This window comes from Aminobacter sp. NyZ550 (assembly GCF_025628925.2).
In the GTDB taxonomy this organism is placed as follows: Bacteria; Pseudomonadota; Alphaproteobacteria; order Rhizobiales; family Rhizobiaceae; genus Aminobacter; species Aminobacter ciceronei.
The window spans coordinates 20,434-37,122 of the sequence record NZ_CP114192.1 but is presented as its reverse complement, the minus strand read 5'-3'; the positions used below and the strand labels follow the sequence as shown (position 1 = coordinate 37,122).

The 16,689-nt window shown below is 59.6% G+C and carries 15 protein-coding genes and 1 pseudogene; 14 read left to right on the top strand and 2 right to left on the bottom strand.

Annotation, left to right across the window (positions count from 1 at the left end; all coding sequences use genetic code 11):
- Nucleotides 1–46: 46 nt before the first annotated feature.
- The 6 genes from gorA (at nt 47) to N7E70_RS30070 (ending at nt 8,465) form a co-directional block, all read left to right on the top strand.
- Entirely contained in the window at nt 47–1,429 is a 1,383-nt protein-coding gene (gene gorA, locus N7E70_RS30095) for a glutathione-disulfide reductase (protein ID WP_093037043.1), read from the top strand.
- Between the two features lie 797 nt (nt 1,430–2,226).
- Entirely contained in the window at nt 2,227–2,493 is a 267-nt protein-coding gene (locus tag N7E70_RS30090) for a hypothetical protein (RefSeq protein ID WP_139274565.1), read from the top strand.
- Between the two features lie 270 nt (nt 2,494–2,763).
- Entirely contained in the window at nt 2,764–4,416 is a 1,653-nt protein-coding gene (locus tag N7E70_RS30085) for an FAD-binding oxidoreductase (protein WP_093037046.1), read from the top strand.
- A gap of 13 nt (nt 4,417–4,429) precedes the next feature.
- Nucleotides 4,430–5,119, top strand: a complete 690-nt coding sequence (locus tag N7E70_RS30080; RefSeq protein WP_093037049.1) for a glutathione S-transferase N-terminal domain-containing protein — start codon at nt 4,430–4,432, stop codon at nt 5,117–5,119.
- 269 nt (nt 5,120–5,388) lie between these two features.
- Entirely contained in the window at nt 5,389–6,903 is a 1,515-nt protein-coding gene (locus tag N7E70_RS30075) for a class I adenylate-forming enzyme family protein (RefSeq protein WP_093037052.1), read from the top strand.
- 125 nt (nt 6,904–7,028) lie between these two features.
- Nucleotides 7,029–8,465 carry an aldehyde dehydrogenase family protein gene (locus N7E70_RS30070; protein WP_093037055.1) on the top strand — a complete coding sequence of 479 codons (1,437 nt, stop codon included), beginning with the start codon at nt 7,029–7,031 and terminating at the stop codon, nt 8,463–8,465.
- 332 nt (nt 8,466–8,797) lie between these two features.
- Here N7E70_RS30070 and N7E70_RS31000 read toward each other — a convergent pair.
- Nucleotides 8,798–8,932, bottom strand: a pseudogene (locus N7E70_RS31000) (NrtR DNA-binding winged helix domain-containing protein); the annotation flags it as partial.
- Between the two features lie 50 nt (nt 8,933–8,982).
- Here N7E70_RS31000 and N7E70_RS30060 point away from each other — a divergent pair.
- From N7E70_RS30060 to panC, 4 genes are all read left to right on the top strand, one after another.
- Nucleotides 8,983–10,143, top strand: coding sequence for an iron-containing alcohol dehydrogenase (locus N7E70_RS30060; RefSeq protein ID WP_093037061.1), 1,161 nt, complete (start codon nt 8,983–8,985; stop codon nt 10,141–10,143).
- A gap of 109 nt (nt 10,144–10,252) precedes the next feature.
- Complete coding sequence (locus tag N7E70_RS30055) at nt 10,253–10,513, top strand: acyl-CoA thioesterase (protein WP_334155710.1); 261 nt, start codon at nt 10,253–10,255, stop codon at nt 10,511–10,513.
- 441 nt (nt 10,514–10,954) lie between these two features.
- Nucleotides 10,955–11,800, top strand: a complete 846-nt coding sequence (gene panB / locus N7E70_RS30050; RefSeq protein ID WP_093037064.1) for a 3-methyl-2-oxobutanoate hydroxymethyltransferase — start codon at nt 10,955–10,957, stop codon at nt 11,798–11,800.
- A complete protein-coding gene (panC, locus tag N7E70_RS30045) occupies nt 11,797–12,663 on the top strand; it encodes a pantoate--beta-alanine ligase (RefSeq protein WP_093037067.1) in 867 nt (288 codons plus the stop codon). Before panB ends, panC begins: the two co-directional genes overlap by 4 nt.
- 71 nt (nt 12,664–12,734) lie before the next feature.
- Here the strand turns inward: panC and N7E70_RS30040 are convergent, their stop codons facing one another.
- The gene (locus N7E70_RS30040) at nt 12,735–13,310 is read right to left on the bottom strand and encodes an SOS response-associated peptidase family protein (protein ID WP_093037070.1); all 576 of its coding nucleotides are present in this window, start codon (nt 13,308–13,310) and stop codon (nt 12,735–12,737) included.
- Nucleotides 13,311–14,061: 751 nt separating this feature from the next.
- Between N7E70_RS30040 and N7E70_RS30035 the strand changes: the two genes are divergently transcribed.
- The 4 genes from N7E70_RS30035 (at nt 14,062) to N7E70_RS30020 (ending at nt 16,652) form a co-directional block, all read left to right on the top strand.
- The gene (locus N7E70_RS30035; protein ID WP_093037073.1) at nt 14,062–14,247 is read left to right on the top strand and encodes a hypothetical protein; all 186 of its coding nucleotides are present in this window, start codon (nt 14,062–14,064) and stop codon (nt 14,245–14,247) included.
- A 283-nt stretch (nt 14,248–14,530) separates the two neighbouring features.
- The gene (locus N7E70_RS30030; protein WP_154386603.1) at nt 14,531–15,523 is read left to right on the top strand and encodes a DUF3991 and toprim domain-containing protein; all 993 of its coding nucleotides are present in this window, start codon (nt 14,531–14,533) and stop codon (nt 15,521–15,523) included.
- 115 nt (nt 15,524–15,638) lie between these two features.
- On the top strand, nt 15,639–16,241 hold the full coding sequence (locus N7E70_RS30025; protein ID WP_185910483.1) for a DUF1419 domain-containing protein: 603 nt from the start codon (nt 15,639–15,641) through the stop codon (nt 16,239–16,241).
- Nucleotides 16,242–16,253: 12 nt separating this feature from the next.
- The gene (locus tag N7E70_RS30020; RefSeq protein WP_154386601.1) at nt 16,254–16,652 is read left to right on the top strand and encodes a DUF3085 domain-containing protein; all 399 of its coding nucleotides are present in this window, start codon (nt 16,254–16,256) and stop codon (nt 16,650–16,652) included.
- The last annotated feature ends 37 nt before the right edge of the window (nt 16,653–16,689 follow it).

The following is a 16,689-nucleotide window of genomic DNA, read 5'->3' as shown; positions in this document are numbered from 1 at the left end:
AAGCGCCCAGGCTGTTTTCGCAAATTTTTTGAACTCGCAGGGTACGATGGCCGATTTTGATGTTGACTTGGCAGTAATTGGTGGTGGTTCAGGCGGGGTCCGCGCCGCACGGGTCGCTGCTAGCTATGGAGCCAAGGTCATCGTTGCTGAAGGAGATCGGGTCGGCGGCACCTGCGTTATCCGTGGCTGCGTACCAAAAAAGCTTATGGTCTACGCTTCAGATCTCCAGAAAGAGATCGGGAACGCGGCTGGCTTCGGATGGTCGGTCCCCCCAGCAAAATTCGATTGGGGAGTATTGACGGCAAACAGAAACAGGGAAGTCGCCCGTCTCGAGATGGCATATACGTCGACGATCGAACGTTCGGGAGCGCGCCTAGTGAAAGAGCGCGCAACGTTCCAAGACGCACGCACCTTGCGTCTTGCCAATGGGGAGACGGTGCGCGCTCGAAATATACTTATTGCCACTGGCAGCACGCCGAACCACGGGGAGGCAATACCTGGCATCGAGCATGTCATCTCGTCCGACAAGGTCTTTGAGCTTCGTGAACTGCCGCAGCGGATCCTAATTCAAGGAGGGGGCTACATTGCGGTTGAGTTCGCATGCATATTCGCCGGTCTCGGTTCGAAAGTGACCTTGGTTTGTCGCAGCGACAACATCCTGCGCGGTTTTGATGAAGACGTAAGGGCACATGTTCGTCGTGCTCTGGAGGAGCAGGGAATTCTGGTCGTCACCTCCTGCTGGATCAACAGGGTTGACAGGATTGACGAAAGCAGCGGGCTATTGAAAGCTAGTCTTTCAAACGCTGAACAGCTCGTCGCAGACCAAGTCATGTTTGCGATTGGACGAAAGCCCAACACGCAGGACCTAAATCTCCAGAATTCTGGCGTTGCGCTAAGCCCTGACAGCGGCGGCGTCGCGGTCAACGAGAACTCGCAGACCAATGTGCCCCATATCTACGCGGTCGGCGACGTGACAAACCGCGTAAACCTTACCCCTGTAGCGGTGCGCGAGGGCCAGGCCTTTGCAGATTCGGTATTTGGCGAGCGTCCCACGCAGGTCGACTATGCGGATATCCCGACTGCGGTTTTCTCGCGTCCGGAAGTCGGATCCGTTGGGCTATCAGAGGCACAAGCCTGTGCCCTGTTTGAAAGGGTGGACATCTACAAAACGGATTTTCGGCCCATGAAGGTCGCCCTCTCCCACAGCTCCGAACGAATGATGATGAAGCTCGTCGTAGATGCAGATTCCGGGAGGGTTGTCGGCTGCCATATTGTCGGATCAGGCGCGGCGGAGATCATCCAGGCAGTTGCGATTGCGATAAGAATGAAAGCCGTAAAGGAGGACTTTGATGCAACAATGGCTCTTCATCCAACAGCGGCGGAAGAACTTGTCACGATGCGGACACCGACCAAGCGCTGCGTTCGATAATGCATTTGTGTAGTCAGTCGGACTCTTCTTGCTTCACCTCAATGCGCTGGGAAGACCATGCTGAGGCGGTCGAACTTCGGTCTTAGGGGTGCTCGCAGCTCTCATCTTTGCTACCATGAAAGCTAATAACGGCTAATCACATGAACAGCCCCTCTAACCGCGTGTGGATAATAGTCAACGATGGATTCGAAGGCGTTGCGATAAGCTATTTGGACGTCTCAGCTGCTGGCAACTTCCAGCAGCCTTCAACTCATCCATTTTCACTCGTGAGAACAATTCGTCGATTTATCAGCAATTTATGTCGATCAGCATTCACGAGGACATATTAGCACATGCCTCTGTCGAGCCACGCATTTCCTAATCGAAGTGCTCTGAGTCAACCGCAGCACTCTGAATAGCCACAGGATCTCGGAGGCTCCATGTGCGGATGTATATGGACCCCGCCCAATTGCAACAGTCGGCTGGATCAGGATCGATGGTCACAACTGCTGATGTATATCCGGCTGCGTGATGCGGCTGGACAACGTCTTCGCCGCGAGCCTCGATGGGTTGATGGGTTTTCGCCGCTTCCACCTCAAAGCCCCGATGACATTGGTTAACGCCATGCCGGTCCACACATCAGGTTCTGGAAGCGACGGGGTGACCGTTTCGCCATCTCCTGCCATTGGCTGCAATTGGCGGGGTGGGACCTCCTTTAGTTATTGGCCGCTTCTATTCAGGCCGCCTTCACCGACAGCGCGGCCCCTTTGCGGAAGTCGACCGGCGTGCTCGCAACATAAACCGTCACGCCCGAAGGGATGCTTGAGTACGTTCAGCTGGCGTATCTGGTCTGGTCGGTGCAGGTGCGCCAGCGGACGCAGCTGATCGACGCTTTGCGCGGGCATCTTGCCGAACGCGGCATCATCGCACCACAAGGTCCGGCTCACCTGAAAACCTTAGCTGCCGCGATTGATGCCGCCGAACCAGCGATGCCCCAACTGGTCCTCGACCTTGGTCGCGTACCTCGAGCAGGTCGACCGGTTGAGCCGCGAAGATTGGAGAGCTGGAGAAATCCTTCGCCGTGAAGCCCCACGCGGGGAGGATACACCCACCTTCGGACCACGCCGGGAATTGGCCCGATCACGGCCATGGCGGTGGAAGCGTGTGCGCCCCCAATGGCGACCTTAAGCGAGGTCGCGACTATAGCGGTGGCGCAGTTCGGAGCGTGATCTGCTCCGAGAGCCATTGACTGAGAAAACTGGATATGCCAAATTGGTCAAACCAGATCGCGATGTTTTCCCAAACGATGCGCACCTGGATGGTTGGACGTCGAAAATCTCGAAGGAGGAAGCGCCGTGGCGAAGGAAAAGAGCGGCTACTATGGCACGCGAAGGAAATTCTGGTCGTGGGGATATGAAGGTGAAGATAACTCCCAGGACGAAATCCGTACCATGCGAGACCGCGTGGAGCAGCGGCTTGGGATTAAGGATATCGAAGTTCTCTCGGACCCGACCCTTGATGAGATTGAACTTTATCCGTCGCGCATAAAGATCCCGCGAACGCTGGAAGATTTCTGCACCACGGAAAAGTGGGACAGAGTTGTCCATACCTACGGTAAGGGTTTTAAGGACATGACCCTTATCTACCGGCGCGATTTCAAGAAGGCTCCGGACGTCGTGGCCTATCCGCGCGACGAAGAAGATATTGCCGCCATCTTCGACTGGTGTGGCGAAAACGGCTATGCATGCATACCGTATGGCGGTGGATCGAGCGTCACAGGAGGCTTCTGGGGTCCCGAGCGCGACGCCTTTCCCGGCGTGGTCGTTATTGACCTGGGCAACCTCAACCAGATTCTCGAAATCGACCCTGTGTCACGCTGCGCGCGGATCCAGGCAGGCATTCTCGGGCCGGCTCTGGAAGAACAACTGAAGCCGCACGGCCTCACCCTGCGCCATATTCCGCAATCGTGGGAATTCTCATCGCTGGGCGGCTGGATCGCAACCCGGTCGTCCGGTCACTATGCGACCCATCTCACGCATATCGACGACATGGTGGAAAGCCTGCGCGTCGTCACGCCAGCGGGGACGATCCAGAATCGCCGGCTGCCTGCCTCAGGTGCGGGACCAAATCCGGATCGCATGTTCATCGGGTCTGAAGGCACGATGGGCATCATCACTGATGCATGGATGCGTCTGCAGGGGCGTGTGAAATTCCGTGCGAATGCATCGATCTCCTTCAAGTCGTTCTATGAGGGTGCCAAGGCCGTCCGTCAAATCACCCAAGCGGGACTGTTCCCGGCGAACGCTCGCTATCTCGACGAGCAGGACGCCAAATTCTACGGCGCTGGAGACGGCACCGATTCCGTCTTGCTGCTGGGCTTCGAATCCGCCGACCATCCGGTGGACGCATGGCTGGAGCGTGGTCTCGAAATCTGCAAGGACTTCGGTGGCGTCGTGAAGCAGCGCGCGGGAACAGCAGACAACGCGCTGGAAACCAGCCGCAGCGGGCCGCAGGGTAACTGGCGGCACCAGTTCAGGTATCTGCCCCGGCTGATGCATACGCGCGCTGCGATGGGAATCGTGAGCTTCACGTTCGAAACCGCCTATACTTGGGATCGGTTCGAAGAAGTCGATACCGAGATCATGCGTCGCGTGCGAACGGCCCAGAAGGAACATCTTGGCGGTGGCATCGTCTGCCGCAGGTTCTCCTTCCTGTATCCGGACGGTCCGGCTCCATACTACTCGATCATGGCTCCTTCGACACATGCCAACAGCCTCGAAGCCTATTCGATGCTCCACGACGTGGCGTCGGACGCCCTAATAGAGCTCGGCGCCACCATCACGCACCATCATGCTGTCGGCAAATCGTTCCGTCCTTGGTACGACAAAGAAGTCGATCCGTTGTTCCGCCGTGTGCTGGCAGCCGCCAAGACCGAGCTGGACCCGAAGTGGATGTTGAATCCTGGGCTGATCGTCGACAAGCCCACAGGGCTCAAGATCGTCGGATAGGGGTTCTTCAGCGATGATTGATCTATACTTCTGGCCAACCCCCAACGGGTATAAAGCCGCTATAATGCTTGCAGAGCTGGACTTGGAGTACCGTGTTATTCCGGTTGATATAACCGCAGGAAAGCAATTTGAGCCGGAATTCCTGAAGATCAATCCAAACAACAAAGTGCCGGCCATCGTTGACCACGATGGCCCGCACAACAAGCCTTACGCTGTTTTTGAATCGGCGGTTGTTCTACTCTATCTTGCGGAAAAGTCCGGAAAGTTCCTTTCTCAGGACCCGGAAAAACGATACGATACGCTAAAGTGGCTTGTGTTTCAGAATACCACGATGGGCCCAATGCTGGGCCAAGCACATCATTTCATGGTGTATGCGACTGAGAAGATCGATTACGCCATCGAACGTTACGACCGGGAAGTTGGTCGAATATACAACATTCTCGAGAAGCGCCTTGCCGAATATGAATATCTCGCCGGCGAGTATTCTATCGCTGACATCAGCACATTCCCTTGGGTTCGCACGCGGAAATTGCATCGACGCGACCTGTCGGAGTACCCGAACATTGATCGTTGGTACCAGGCGATCAAAGACCGTCCGGGGGTTCGTGCGGGCATAGACACATTGTCCGACAGCAAGCAGTGGGAAGCGAAGCCGGGCACCGACGCTTGGAAGAATATGTTCGGAAAGAACGGCAGTTCGTAACAATCACACAAAATCCTCCCAGGCCTCAGGCGCGGCGGTCTATTCGTCGCGCCTGAGGCCGCGTAGGGGCAGTTGATGCAGGGCGGTCCCTATGGGGCTGGCGCAGGATCTTGGAAATTTTGCGCGGCCGAAATGCCGTTTGAAATCGCCCAATACGTGACCACGAACTCGGCTGATGGATCCACTATCTACTTGACAGCCAGTAAATTGGATGACCAAATTGGATATACCAATTGCCGCGCAGGCTATCAGGATTTGGGGAAATTGAGATGGATTTTTTGGCCGAGCTGCCTCGTCGCATTCATATGATCTTGGAGGAAGGGGCAACGTTCGGCGACTCCCGTATCGCCTTTACAGATGAAAACGGGATTGATTGGTCCTTCCGCCGGCTGATCGACACGGTCGCAGCTGTCTCTGATGAAATGCGACAACTCGGGGTTCGGCAGGGTGATCGGGTGATGATCATCTGCGAAAACTCGATCAGGGCTGTGGTTCTAATGTATGCAGCAAGCCGGTTGGATGCATGGGCGGTGCTAGCGAATGCCCGGCTCAGCAAGCATGAACTTGCCCTTATTGAAGAGGATTGCCAGCCGCGGCGTATATTTCGCACCGATTCCAACTTGTCTGCACAAAATGCGGACGACGGCAATGCTGATGTTCGGCTCTTTACTGATATCGGCGCCGTAACGGTTGGTCCGTTAAATGAGAACAGCCAGCCGGAAGAAGTTCACGAAGGATCCGCAGAGCAAGTCGCCGTTCTGATCTATACTACCGGGACCACGGGGCGCCCTAAGGGCGTCATGCTTAGCCATCGCAATTTGATTTTCGTCTCAAGCAGGGGAAGACGAACACAGTCTCTCGCTCCCGATGATGTCGCCCTGTGTGTCATGCCGATATCTCATTCGTACGGGCTCGTGTTGATGCAAGGCATGTTGTACGCTGGCGCGCGTATGAAAATTATGCCACGATTTTCACTACAGGAGGCCCTAGATGCTGTTCGCAGCGGAGAGTTGACGGTTTTCAACGCCGTTCCAGCCATGCTGACACGGGTGGTGGCACATGTTGAACAGACGGGCGAAAAGCTCACGCCAAATAACCTCCGGTACGTCTACACGGGCACCGCGCCGCTCGACCTGTCACTGCGTAAAAATGTCGAACGGCTGTTCGGCGTGGTCTTACAGAACGGATACGGATTGACTGAAACGTCGCCGACGATCAGCCGGTCTCACTATTCGATTGGCACCGACGACATCCATATTGGTCCACCGATAGAAGGGGTCGAGATCCGGATCGTCGGGCCTGACGGTCTCGATGTCCCAGAGGGAAAGCCGGGAGAATTGCTGGTCCGGGGCCCCAATGTGATGTTGGGATACTATCGCCAGCCGAAAGCGACCGCCGAAGTTATCGACGAGGATGGCTATCTTCACACAGGCGATATCGTCAGTCGCAACGAACGCGGCGAACTGGTTATTCAAGGCCGATCAAAGGAATTGATCATTCGCTCCGGCTTCAATGTCTATCCTCCGGAAGTCGAAGCCGCCCTGAATGCACATCCCAGCATTCTAAATTCCGCCGTGCTCGGACGTCCTGTTGAGGGAAATGAGGAAATTATTGCCTTCGTTGAAATGTTGCCTGAACGGCAGTGCGAGGTGGATGAGATTAAGTCCTTTCTGAAGAGCCGCCTTGCCCAGTATAAGCTGCCGCAACAGATTATCGTTATGCACGATTTGCCGGTCGCTCCGAATGGAAAGATAAAGAAGAACGACTTGAAGAAATATCTCTAGATAGTTTGAGCTGTCGGTTCGACACTTCCTTCCGAAGCGCTCTGGACCATGAGTCCGACCCATATAGTATCTCCGACAAGGTCCGCAATCCCGCAAAAAACTCGATATGGAGAACCCGCCTCGCCATGACAACCTTGCATGCTAACCTGATCGATGGAGCTTGGGTCGAAGGCGAAGCCGCGCCGAACATTAACCCCTCCAACACCAACGAAGTCGTCGGCACCTATGCGCGTGCTACTCGAGCTGACTCCCAAGCCGCGATCGCCGCCGCTAAACGTACGTTCCCGACATGGTCGCGCACGAGCCCTTTGGAGCGTCACGCGGTGTTGCGCAAGGCGGCAGACGAAATTCTCGCCCGCAAGGACGAACTCGGCCGACTTTTGTCGCGCGAGGAAGGCAAATCGTTGGCCGAAGCAGTCGGCGAAACGATTCGTGCGGCCCAGGTTTTCGATTACTTCGCGGGCGAAACGCTACGGCTGGCCGGCGAAACGTTGCCCTCTGTGCGTCGGGGTGTCGTGGTGGATGTGACGCGTGAGCCGGTCGGCGTGATCGCTATCATCACGCCGTGGAACTTCCCAATCGCCATTCCGGCGTGGAAAATTGCGCCGGCGCTCTGCTACGGCAACACTGTGGTATTCAAGCCGGCTGATCTCACCCCTGGCTGCGCTTGGGAGCTGGTTGACATTCTCCACCGCGCCGGGCTGCCAAAGGGCGTACTCAATCTCGTAATGGGCCGTGGTTCGGTCGTCGGCCAGACCATGCTCGATAGCCCCGACGTAGATGCGATAAGCTTCACAGGCTCAGTGGAGACCGGCCGGCGTGTGGCGGCCTCCTGCGTCGAACACGGCAGGAAGTTCCAACTCGAGATGGGCGGTAAGAATCCGCTGGTCGTGCTCGATGATGCGGACCTCAACGTGGCGGTCGACTGCGCCGTCAACGGTGCATACTTCTTAACTGGCCAGCGCTGCACGGCTTCCTCACGGCTGATCGTCACCGAAGGCATCCACGATCGTTTTGTCTCGGCAGTTACCGAAAAGCTTAGGAGCCTCGTCGTCGACGACGCGCTCAAGCCGGGAACGCAGATCGGTCCGGTGGTGGACGAGAACCAACTCAGTCAGGACGAGAAGTATATCGCCATTGGCCGTGAGGAGGGCGCTAAGCTGGTGTGTGGAGGCGAAAGGCTGAACCGTGAGACGCCCGGCTTCTTCTTGCAGCCTGCCTTGTTCACCGAGGCAACCAATAATATGCGCATCAGCCGCGAAGAGATTTTTGGTCCCGTCGCGGCGGTAATTCGTGTCAAGAATTATGAAGAGGCGCTGGAGACCGCGAACGATACGGCATTCGGCCTGTCCTCGGGGATCTGCACGGCCAGCCTGAAACATGCGACGCACTATAAGCGCAATGCCGACGCCGGCATGATTTTTGTCAATCTGCCCACTGGCGGCGTCGACTTCCATGTGCCGTTCGGCGGCCGCAAGGCATCGAGCTTCGGCCCTCGCGAACAGGGCCGCTACGCCGCCGAGTTCTACACGACCGTCAAAACGGCCTATACGCTGGCCTGACGGGCTAATGCCGGTCCGCTTACCAGCCCCGAGGTGCCCGCGCCGTGACGGCTTCGCCCATGGCGCAGGCCGCTGGAACGATCCCGCCGGGGCGACCTTGCCTCGCTCGGCCGCGCGAGAGTCGAATAACACCTGCCGCGATTGCCAGGCAGGTACTGGCGGCGCCAATTACTCAGGGAAGAAGCAGCTCGTGCAGCCGGAACGCTTCGTGAGGTCGAAGCATGCTCGGGATCTGCCAAATAATGCACTCTGCGATACTACGAGGTCGGCGCCTGAACTAGAGCAAGAGATGTTCCCACGGGCCTCCTAGGAAGCCGTGATAGCGGATCAACCACCAGTTCCTGCTGTTCGATCAGCCGGCGAAAATTCTGCTTGTGGACCAGACGGCCGGCATGCGCCTCCACCGCGCGCTGCTGCAACTGCAGCAGCGTAAACTGCGGCGGCATCAGTTTGAACACGCGTGATCTGGTCGAAAAGCCAGTCGTTCCGGCCGTCTGACTCTAGAGGAATTCGCCCGATGCAAGCCTTCACCTTCAATACGACCCCCTCGATCGTCTTCGAAGCCGGTTCGGCCAAGCGCTTCGGCGCGATCGCAGGCAAACGGCTGGGCCCGACGGTGCTGTTCGTGACCGATCCCGGCCTGCGCAAACTCGGCCTGTGCGACGCAGCCATCGCCTCACTGGAAAGCGTCGGAGCGTCGGTTGCGATTTTCGATTCCGTTGAAGCCGATCCTTCGCTGGCGACCGTGATGAAGGCGGTGGAAAATGGTCGTTCAGCCGGCGCGACCGGCGTCGCAGGCTTCGGCGGCGGCTCGTCGCTCGACGTGGCGAAAGTGGCCGCACTTCTTCTCGGCTCCGGCGAAGACATCGACGGCGCCTGGGGCGTGGCGCAGGCGAAGGGACCGCGCCTGCCTCTGGTGCTGGCGCCCACCACGGCAGGAACAGGCTCGGAAGTCACCCCGGTTTCAATCATTACCGTCGGTGACGAGGAGAAGCGCGGCGTGTCCAGCGCTATCATCCTGCCGGACATTGCGGTGCTCGATCCGGAACTAACGCTGGGCCTGCCGCCGGCAATCACCGCAGCCACCGGCGTCGACGCGATGGTGCACGCAATCGAAGCCTATGCCTCGAAGAACGCCAACAACAATCCGCTGTCGAAGATGCTGGCCAGACAGGCCCTGCAACTCATCGGCGCCAGCATCGAAAAAGCGGTGCTTGACGGTAAGGATGTCGAGGCGAGGGGGGCGATGTTGCTCGGCTCCATGCTCGCCGGTCAAGCCTTCGCCAATTCGCCGGTGGCCGCCGTCCACGCGCTTGCCTATCCGATCGGGGGGACGTTCCATGTCCCGCACGGCCTCTCGAACGCACTTGTCCTGCCGCATGTCCTGTGCTTCAACGCGCCCGACGCCGCCCATCTCTACGCCGAGATCGCCACGGACGCTTTCCCACGTCTCGCACAAGAGGAAGGTGTGCAGGGGCGCTGCGCGGCGTTCATTGAGGAACTGGCCTCGCTATCGAAAAGACTTGGCCTGCAGCCGCGCCTGCGGGATGTCGGCATCGGCGAAGAGCATCTGAAAAAGATGGCGGCGGATGCGATGAAGCAGCAGCGGTTGTTGGTCAACAATCCGCGCAATGTCTCGGAGCCGGATGCGCTCGCCATCTATCGCGCGGCATGGTGAGACGATGAGCGAGCGGTCTTCACCCACGTCGCGCAATGCCTACAACGCGTTTCGCACAATCACCACGGCTGGATGGATAACGACATCTATGGTGACATGAACAAATGCGGTGCATTATTCGCTGTTCGACACTGCGGTGAATGGCTGGCTGATCGGCGAGGGCCTGCTGGACATCCATGGCGGCGACCAGATTGGGCTCGTCGTCGAAACCGGGTGCCGCTATTTTTCTGAACTTGCTTTCCCCGATAAGGTAACGGCCGGTATCCGCGTCGCCAGGCTCGGAACGTCCTCCGTTCGCTATGAGGTTGCCCTGTTTCGGAATGAAGAAGAGATCGCCGCGCTGAAGGCTTCTTCGTCCACGTCTAGCTAGGGAAGGAGGTCGGCAACGCTCCTCACTGTGCGGTCAGAATACCGGCACCAGGGAGACATCTCCAAGACGCCGTCAGCTTGTCAGCAATCAGTCTGCTTGCCGTCCCCGGGCCCAGCAATCGCAGAAGCTACCCCACGCTCCAGTTTACCCGGAATGGCGCTGTTGTAGGGGTCAGAACAAGCACCGCAATCAGATCCACGTTCACTTCGTGGCCCTGGTCCCGTTTTCTGGTTCTCCTCAGTGTTTTTGGAGGGAGTATCTTCCATTGCGTACGGCTTGTGTCCGAAGCCTCCGTCGAGGCTGATTGGTTCAACTTCCGACGAACGTGGACTGCCCCCGACCAGCCGTCAACGTCTCCGGCGACATGAAGTTTTTGTTCTTCGCATCTGCACAAAATTGTGCCAAACGCCCTCAGGCGGTTAACGTAAGGGAAGGAATGCCATGAGCGCGACAGGTGAAGTGAAGGCCCTGACGCCCCCCGATATCGTGTCACACAAGGGTGGGACGCCGCTGGTTTGTCTCACTGCCTACACGACACCGATGGCGAGGCTTGTCGATACCACCTGCGATATCGTGCTTGTCGGTGACAGCGTTGGCATGGTGCTGCACGGCTTGCCGTCCACGCTGGGCGTCACGCTCGACATGATGATCATGCACGCACAAGCGGTGCGCCGTGGCATCGAGCGGGCACTGATGGTTGTGGACATGCCGTTCGGGTCCTATGAGGAAGGGCCCGAACAGGCCTTTCGCAATGCCGCCCGGCTGATGGCCGAGACCGGCTGCGCCGCCGTCAAGCTCGAGGGCGGCGAGAGTATGGCGGAGACGATCCAGTTCCTGGTCGCGCGCGGCATTCCGGTGATGGCGCATGTCGGCCTGACACCACAGGCAGTCAATACTTTTGGCGGCTACAAGGTGCAGGGGCGTGGCAACGATGCGGAACGCATCTTGCGCGATGCCGACGCGGTTTCAAAAGCCGGCGCGTTTGCCGTTGTGCTGGAGAAGGTGCCGGAAGCGCTCGCTCGCAGGATTACCGCCGACATTGCCATCCCCACCATCGGTATCGGCGCCTCGTCAGCCTGTGACGGCCAAATCCTGGTGGTCGACGACATGCTTGGCATGTTCACGGACTTCCGGCCGAAATTCGTCAAGCGCTACGCTGAACTCGGGGAGCGGGCACAAGCCGCGATCGCAGCCTACGCAAACGAAGTGCGCGAGCGGCGCTTTCCAGGTGCAGAGCATGTCTTTCGCGATCAGCCCAAAACGATCAAGGGTGGAGAAGCGGCATGAATGTTCCGATTGTCAGGGCCGTGGCGGATCTTCGCACGATCGTTGCGGGATGGCGTCGCGAAGCAGCCAGCATTGCTGTGGTGCCCACTATGGGTGCCTTGCATGAAGGGCATCTCAGCCTGGTGCGTGCCGCGCTCGAAAAGGCCGACCGGGTGATCGTGACGCTGTTCGTCAATCCAAAGCAGTTCAACAGCGCAGCCGATCTTGCCGCCTATCCGCGTACCGAGGTGGAGGACGCTGCAAAGCTGGCGCCACTGGGTGCGCATCTGCTTTACGCGCCGGACGCTGCTGAAATCTATCCGGAGGGTTTTGCCACCGCGGTTTCGGTCGGCGGCGTCAGCGAGGGCCTGTGCGGCGCGTTTCGGCCGGGTCATTTCGATGGCGTCGCCACCGTCGTCGCCAAACTGTTCCTGCAGACCGGAGCCGATCTCGCGTTTTTCGGCGAGAAGGATTTCCAGCAGCTTCATGTGGTTCGCCGCATGGCGCGGGATCTGGACATTCCGATCACCGTCATCGGCTGTCCGACAGTCCGCGAAGAAGACGGGCTGGCGCTCTCTTCGCGCAACGTCCGGCTCTCACTGGCGGAGCGACTGGCTGCACCGAAGCTCGCGTCGATTCTGCACACAGCAGCCGGACAGATCGCCAACGGAGCGCCGGTCAGCCTGACACTGGCTGAGGCGCGCGCTGCCATCCTTTCGGCAGGCTACCGGGAGGTGGAATATCTGGAATTGCGAGCAGACGCCGATCTTCGGCCTTTGAACGCACTTTACTGTCCCGCGCGTCTGCTGGTGGCCGCCTGGCTCGGCAACACACGACTGATCGACAATGTCGAAGTTGTTCCCCTGCTGTCGCTTAGCAGTTAACCGAAAGAATGCGCCGGTTTGGTTCGGGTTGACCATTTAATCATGAGAATATGGGCTGCGGGATTCTCAAATTAACTGCAATTGCAGGGAAGGCCTCGGCCGGTGGGCTTGAGCAGTTCGCCCTGCGGCTTGGTTAAACGGAGCCAGTCCGCCCAGTTATCTGGCTGGAGCACGACCACCTGACGATCATGGTAGGGCGCGACGTCCGGCCCTGGACTCGTCGTCAGCATCGTGAAGGAGGCTGGGTGATTGCCCTGGGCCTCACGCCATAGCCCGGCGATGGCCATGAAGGGGGCTCCGATCAGGCTGAAGCGATGTTTGGTTTTGGGGTACTTCTTGCCGGTGAATTCGTAGAATCCCGATGCCGGGATCAGGCAGCGCTTGCTGTCGGCGAAGTCTCGCCCTTCCGATCTAAAATTGAAGACCGGCCCACCCCTGGGCCCCGATGGCGGGAAGCTGAAGTTCATCTGGACGAGTTCGATCATGTCGCCGGCCGCACGCATGACCGGTCCCATATCGTTGATCCTGATATCGTCCGCCTGGGGCAGATCGAGTTCTGTCTGTTGCGTTGGTATCTCCAGCTCCAACGCCTGCATCATCTGGCAGTATTCAACCCAGCGAACGTGTTGCTCATAGGCATTGCACATCCGGTAAGGATAGCGTGAACTTCAAAATCTTTCGAGGGGTGGGGCGTCTTCCTCCGGAACCGGACTGTCGGCGAAGCTGAAGCCCCGCGGTGCGGGTCTTCACCCTCCGGGCGTCCATCCCTGACGCGGGCAGGGGCATTCGTGCAGTTGGGGGGAGTGCTTCTGAGATGCTGAGGGCGATTTTGGCGTGGGTAGAGAGGCGGCGTGCGATCCGTCGCCGATGGCGGGAAGACGCCAGGCGCCTCGTCCGTCTCCACGGCCCGACTGCCTATTATGAGGCACAACGGCTTGCCGCAACATCCCGCGCGATCGAAGACGGCCAGTTCCTCCACTGGGCAAAGGTAGCTGCCGAGGTGGCGCGGATAGAACCGTCGGCCGAGATGGATATCGACGTCGTCCGGTCGATTGTCGATCACGAACTTCGTCATCGAGTTCATTCGGATCCTGAGCCATGACACGAAGAGGCGGGTCGCCGCGACAATACTGAGGGCACGTCAAGCCCGGTCTCTGCAATGGCTCTCTGCTACCGGGAAGGATGCGACTGGGTGCGGATCCATCCACGCGCAGGTCCGCCCCCGCTTGCTGTGCTGGCTTCCTGGTCCAGGTCCGTCCTCCTCCAATCAACCCACAAGGGGTCCGCTACGCGAGCGTGCGGCCGCTGCGGCTTCGCCTGCGCGGTGATTGCGGCCGGGCCCCGGACCCGACGGGCACCAGAGCGGGGATCGGCCCCGCCCATGGACGGAGCCCTTCAATGTCGCACGATCTTTCACTCGCACAGAACCATGCCTGGAACCTCGCCCGCACCCTGATGGTGCCGGTTATTCTCTTCAAGGTCGACGACGAATACGGCGTCATGCCCGCCGACGAACTCGACGACGCCGAAATCGAGCCGCTCTTCGAATACGATCCCTACCAGGGCGGTCGGCCGGCTCATTGAGCCGGCCTTCCTCGCGCGCCAAGCGCCCGGCCGTCTGAAGGCCGGGTTGCGCGTCGCATCGTCCTTTCCCTGCTGGTGGCGGGACGCCACGAGCCCTTATTGGGACGAGGTTTTGCCGCTTGCGCCGGGAAGCCCGCAAGGGAGGCTGCGCCGCCCCGGCAAGCCGGTGCGCCCCTGCGGCCTTCCGGCTTCGCGGCCGACCTCGAGGCCTGCCGGAAAGGTAGACAAACAGATCTGGACAAGGAAAGGGCCGGACGCCCCGCGGCGCCGGCGGGATTGACCCATGGAGCAGCATGAAATCGAGACATTGCGAGACAAGGTGCCCTGCGCCGCCGTGCTCGAGCGCGAGGGCTGGACGGTGGACGTCAAGGAGAGCACCACACGCGCCGTGAAGTACCGGCGCGGGGCAGGCGAGATCATCATCGTCATCCACAATGGCAGGGGCTGGTTCGATCCACTCTCGGATGCCAAGGGCGACGTCTTCACCCTCGCCGGTCACCTGGCCGGTATCGCCTTTCCGGCGGCCGTCGAGGCGGTTCGCAGTCTCGTCGGCTATGTTCCGGCCACGCCGTCCTGGAATTGCCCGAAGCGCACAGGCATTCCACTTTCGATCACCGACCGATGGCGGCGCCGACGACCTCCAACCATCGGGTCTCGCGCCTGGCGATATCTGGCAGATGAGCGTGCGATCCCAGTATCCATTCTGCAGGCCGCTATCGCACAAGGCCTGCTGCGCGAGGGGCCGAGCGGCAGCATCTGGACGGCGCATGTCGACCAAACCAGGCAACTGATCGGTTGGGAAGAACGCGGCCCCCAGTGGCGCGGCTTCTCCACCGGCGGCAGCAAGCAACTGTTCCGTCTCGGCAACGAGGCTGCGCTTCGGCTCTGCGTCACCGAGGCGGCGATCGACGCCATGAGCCTTGCCGCACTCGAGGGCATGCGTGCCGACACCCTCTACGTCAGCACCGGGGGCGGGTGGTCGCCCGTCAGCGATAACGCGATCCGGTCGATCGCCTCGAACCCCGACATATTGATGGCCGCAGCCACCGACAACGATCGGCAGGGCGAGATCTATGCCCGTCGTTTGCAGGAGATCGTGCGTGAGACTGGGTGCCGGTACGAGCGGCTGCGGCCATCCACGCAGGACTGGAACAGCGATCTGAAAGGACAGGGGAAAGGAAACCCGGGAGTGGAAGGGGATATCAGAGCGGAATCGCTGCCGCATGCCCGGCCGTCGCGTCAAGGGAAGCTGCGCCCGGCTGGCGCCGGCCCTTGACCCGCCGGACCGGAGAGGCGGCCGCGGGAATGGGTGATGAGAAGGCATGAAGGTGATGATCCGGTCGGATGGACAGGATCGCGCTTGATGCCGACGGACGACAGGAGCCGCCATGATCACCCAAACTTCCTTCCGCAAGGTCTTCGAGGGCGTCGCCACGCGCCAACAGATGTTCCATATGTTCGATCGCCATGGCCCGGCGCCGATGAGCAAGGCACGCCTCACCGGCCGCCTCTATGACGGCGAGTGGTTCGAGATCGGCCGGGCCGAGCACGACTACATGTTCGAGATCCTGCCGCCGCTCTGGATTCGCGGCGACATGTTCGCAATGCGCGAGTTCATGACCGGCTCGATCACCAGCGTCTTCTTCGCACTCTCGATCGATGGGCGGCCACGCTACTTCCACGCCTATTGCGATATGTCGGCCAAGGGTTCGGCCGAGCGCATGCGCGATGTGATCATCGAGCGGGAATCCCGCCCCGTCCGTGCCATGACGCGCGCGGAGCGGCTCGACCATATCTGGAGCACGACCCATGCCGACTATCGCGGTTATGCGGGTGAGCGGTGGCCCGAGGCCGACCAGGACAAGCGAACCGTGCTGGTCTATGGCGGCGGCCAAGGGACGGTCCTGAAGCTTCTGGACGATCTGACCGCCCCCGAGATCAGCGCCAAGCTGCCGGTCCATCTCCGCTACCTGCCCGCCGCGATTGCAGCCTGATCGGAGGCTGTCATGTTCACATTTCCTATTCTCGGCGTTCGCAAGGTCATCGAGCGCGGCATCGCCGATGCCGCCGTCAATGGGGGATTTCGCAATCCCTACTACGGCATCAAGCCCGGTAAGGATGAAAAGCCGGGACTTTGGCTGGTCGGCGATCAGGGCGTCTATCTCCTCTCCAACGGCAAGCTCGCCGAGGGTGAGCGCGCCCTCGTGATCTATTCGGATGAATGCCACCCGGTCGGCAATCCCGACTGGTGGCACTACAAGAACCGGCATTTTGGTGGTGACGACGGCATCGAGTTCCTCGACGCTGAAAGACTGATCCCGCTGTTCGACCGGAACACGCGCTGCACGCATCTGCGCGTGCAACTGACCGAGACGGACGTCTCGCTGTCGCTGATCGCCCGCTAGCCCATCCCACAACCCCGTCAGCGTTTCGCGCGGCCGC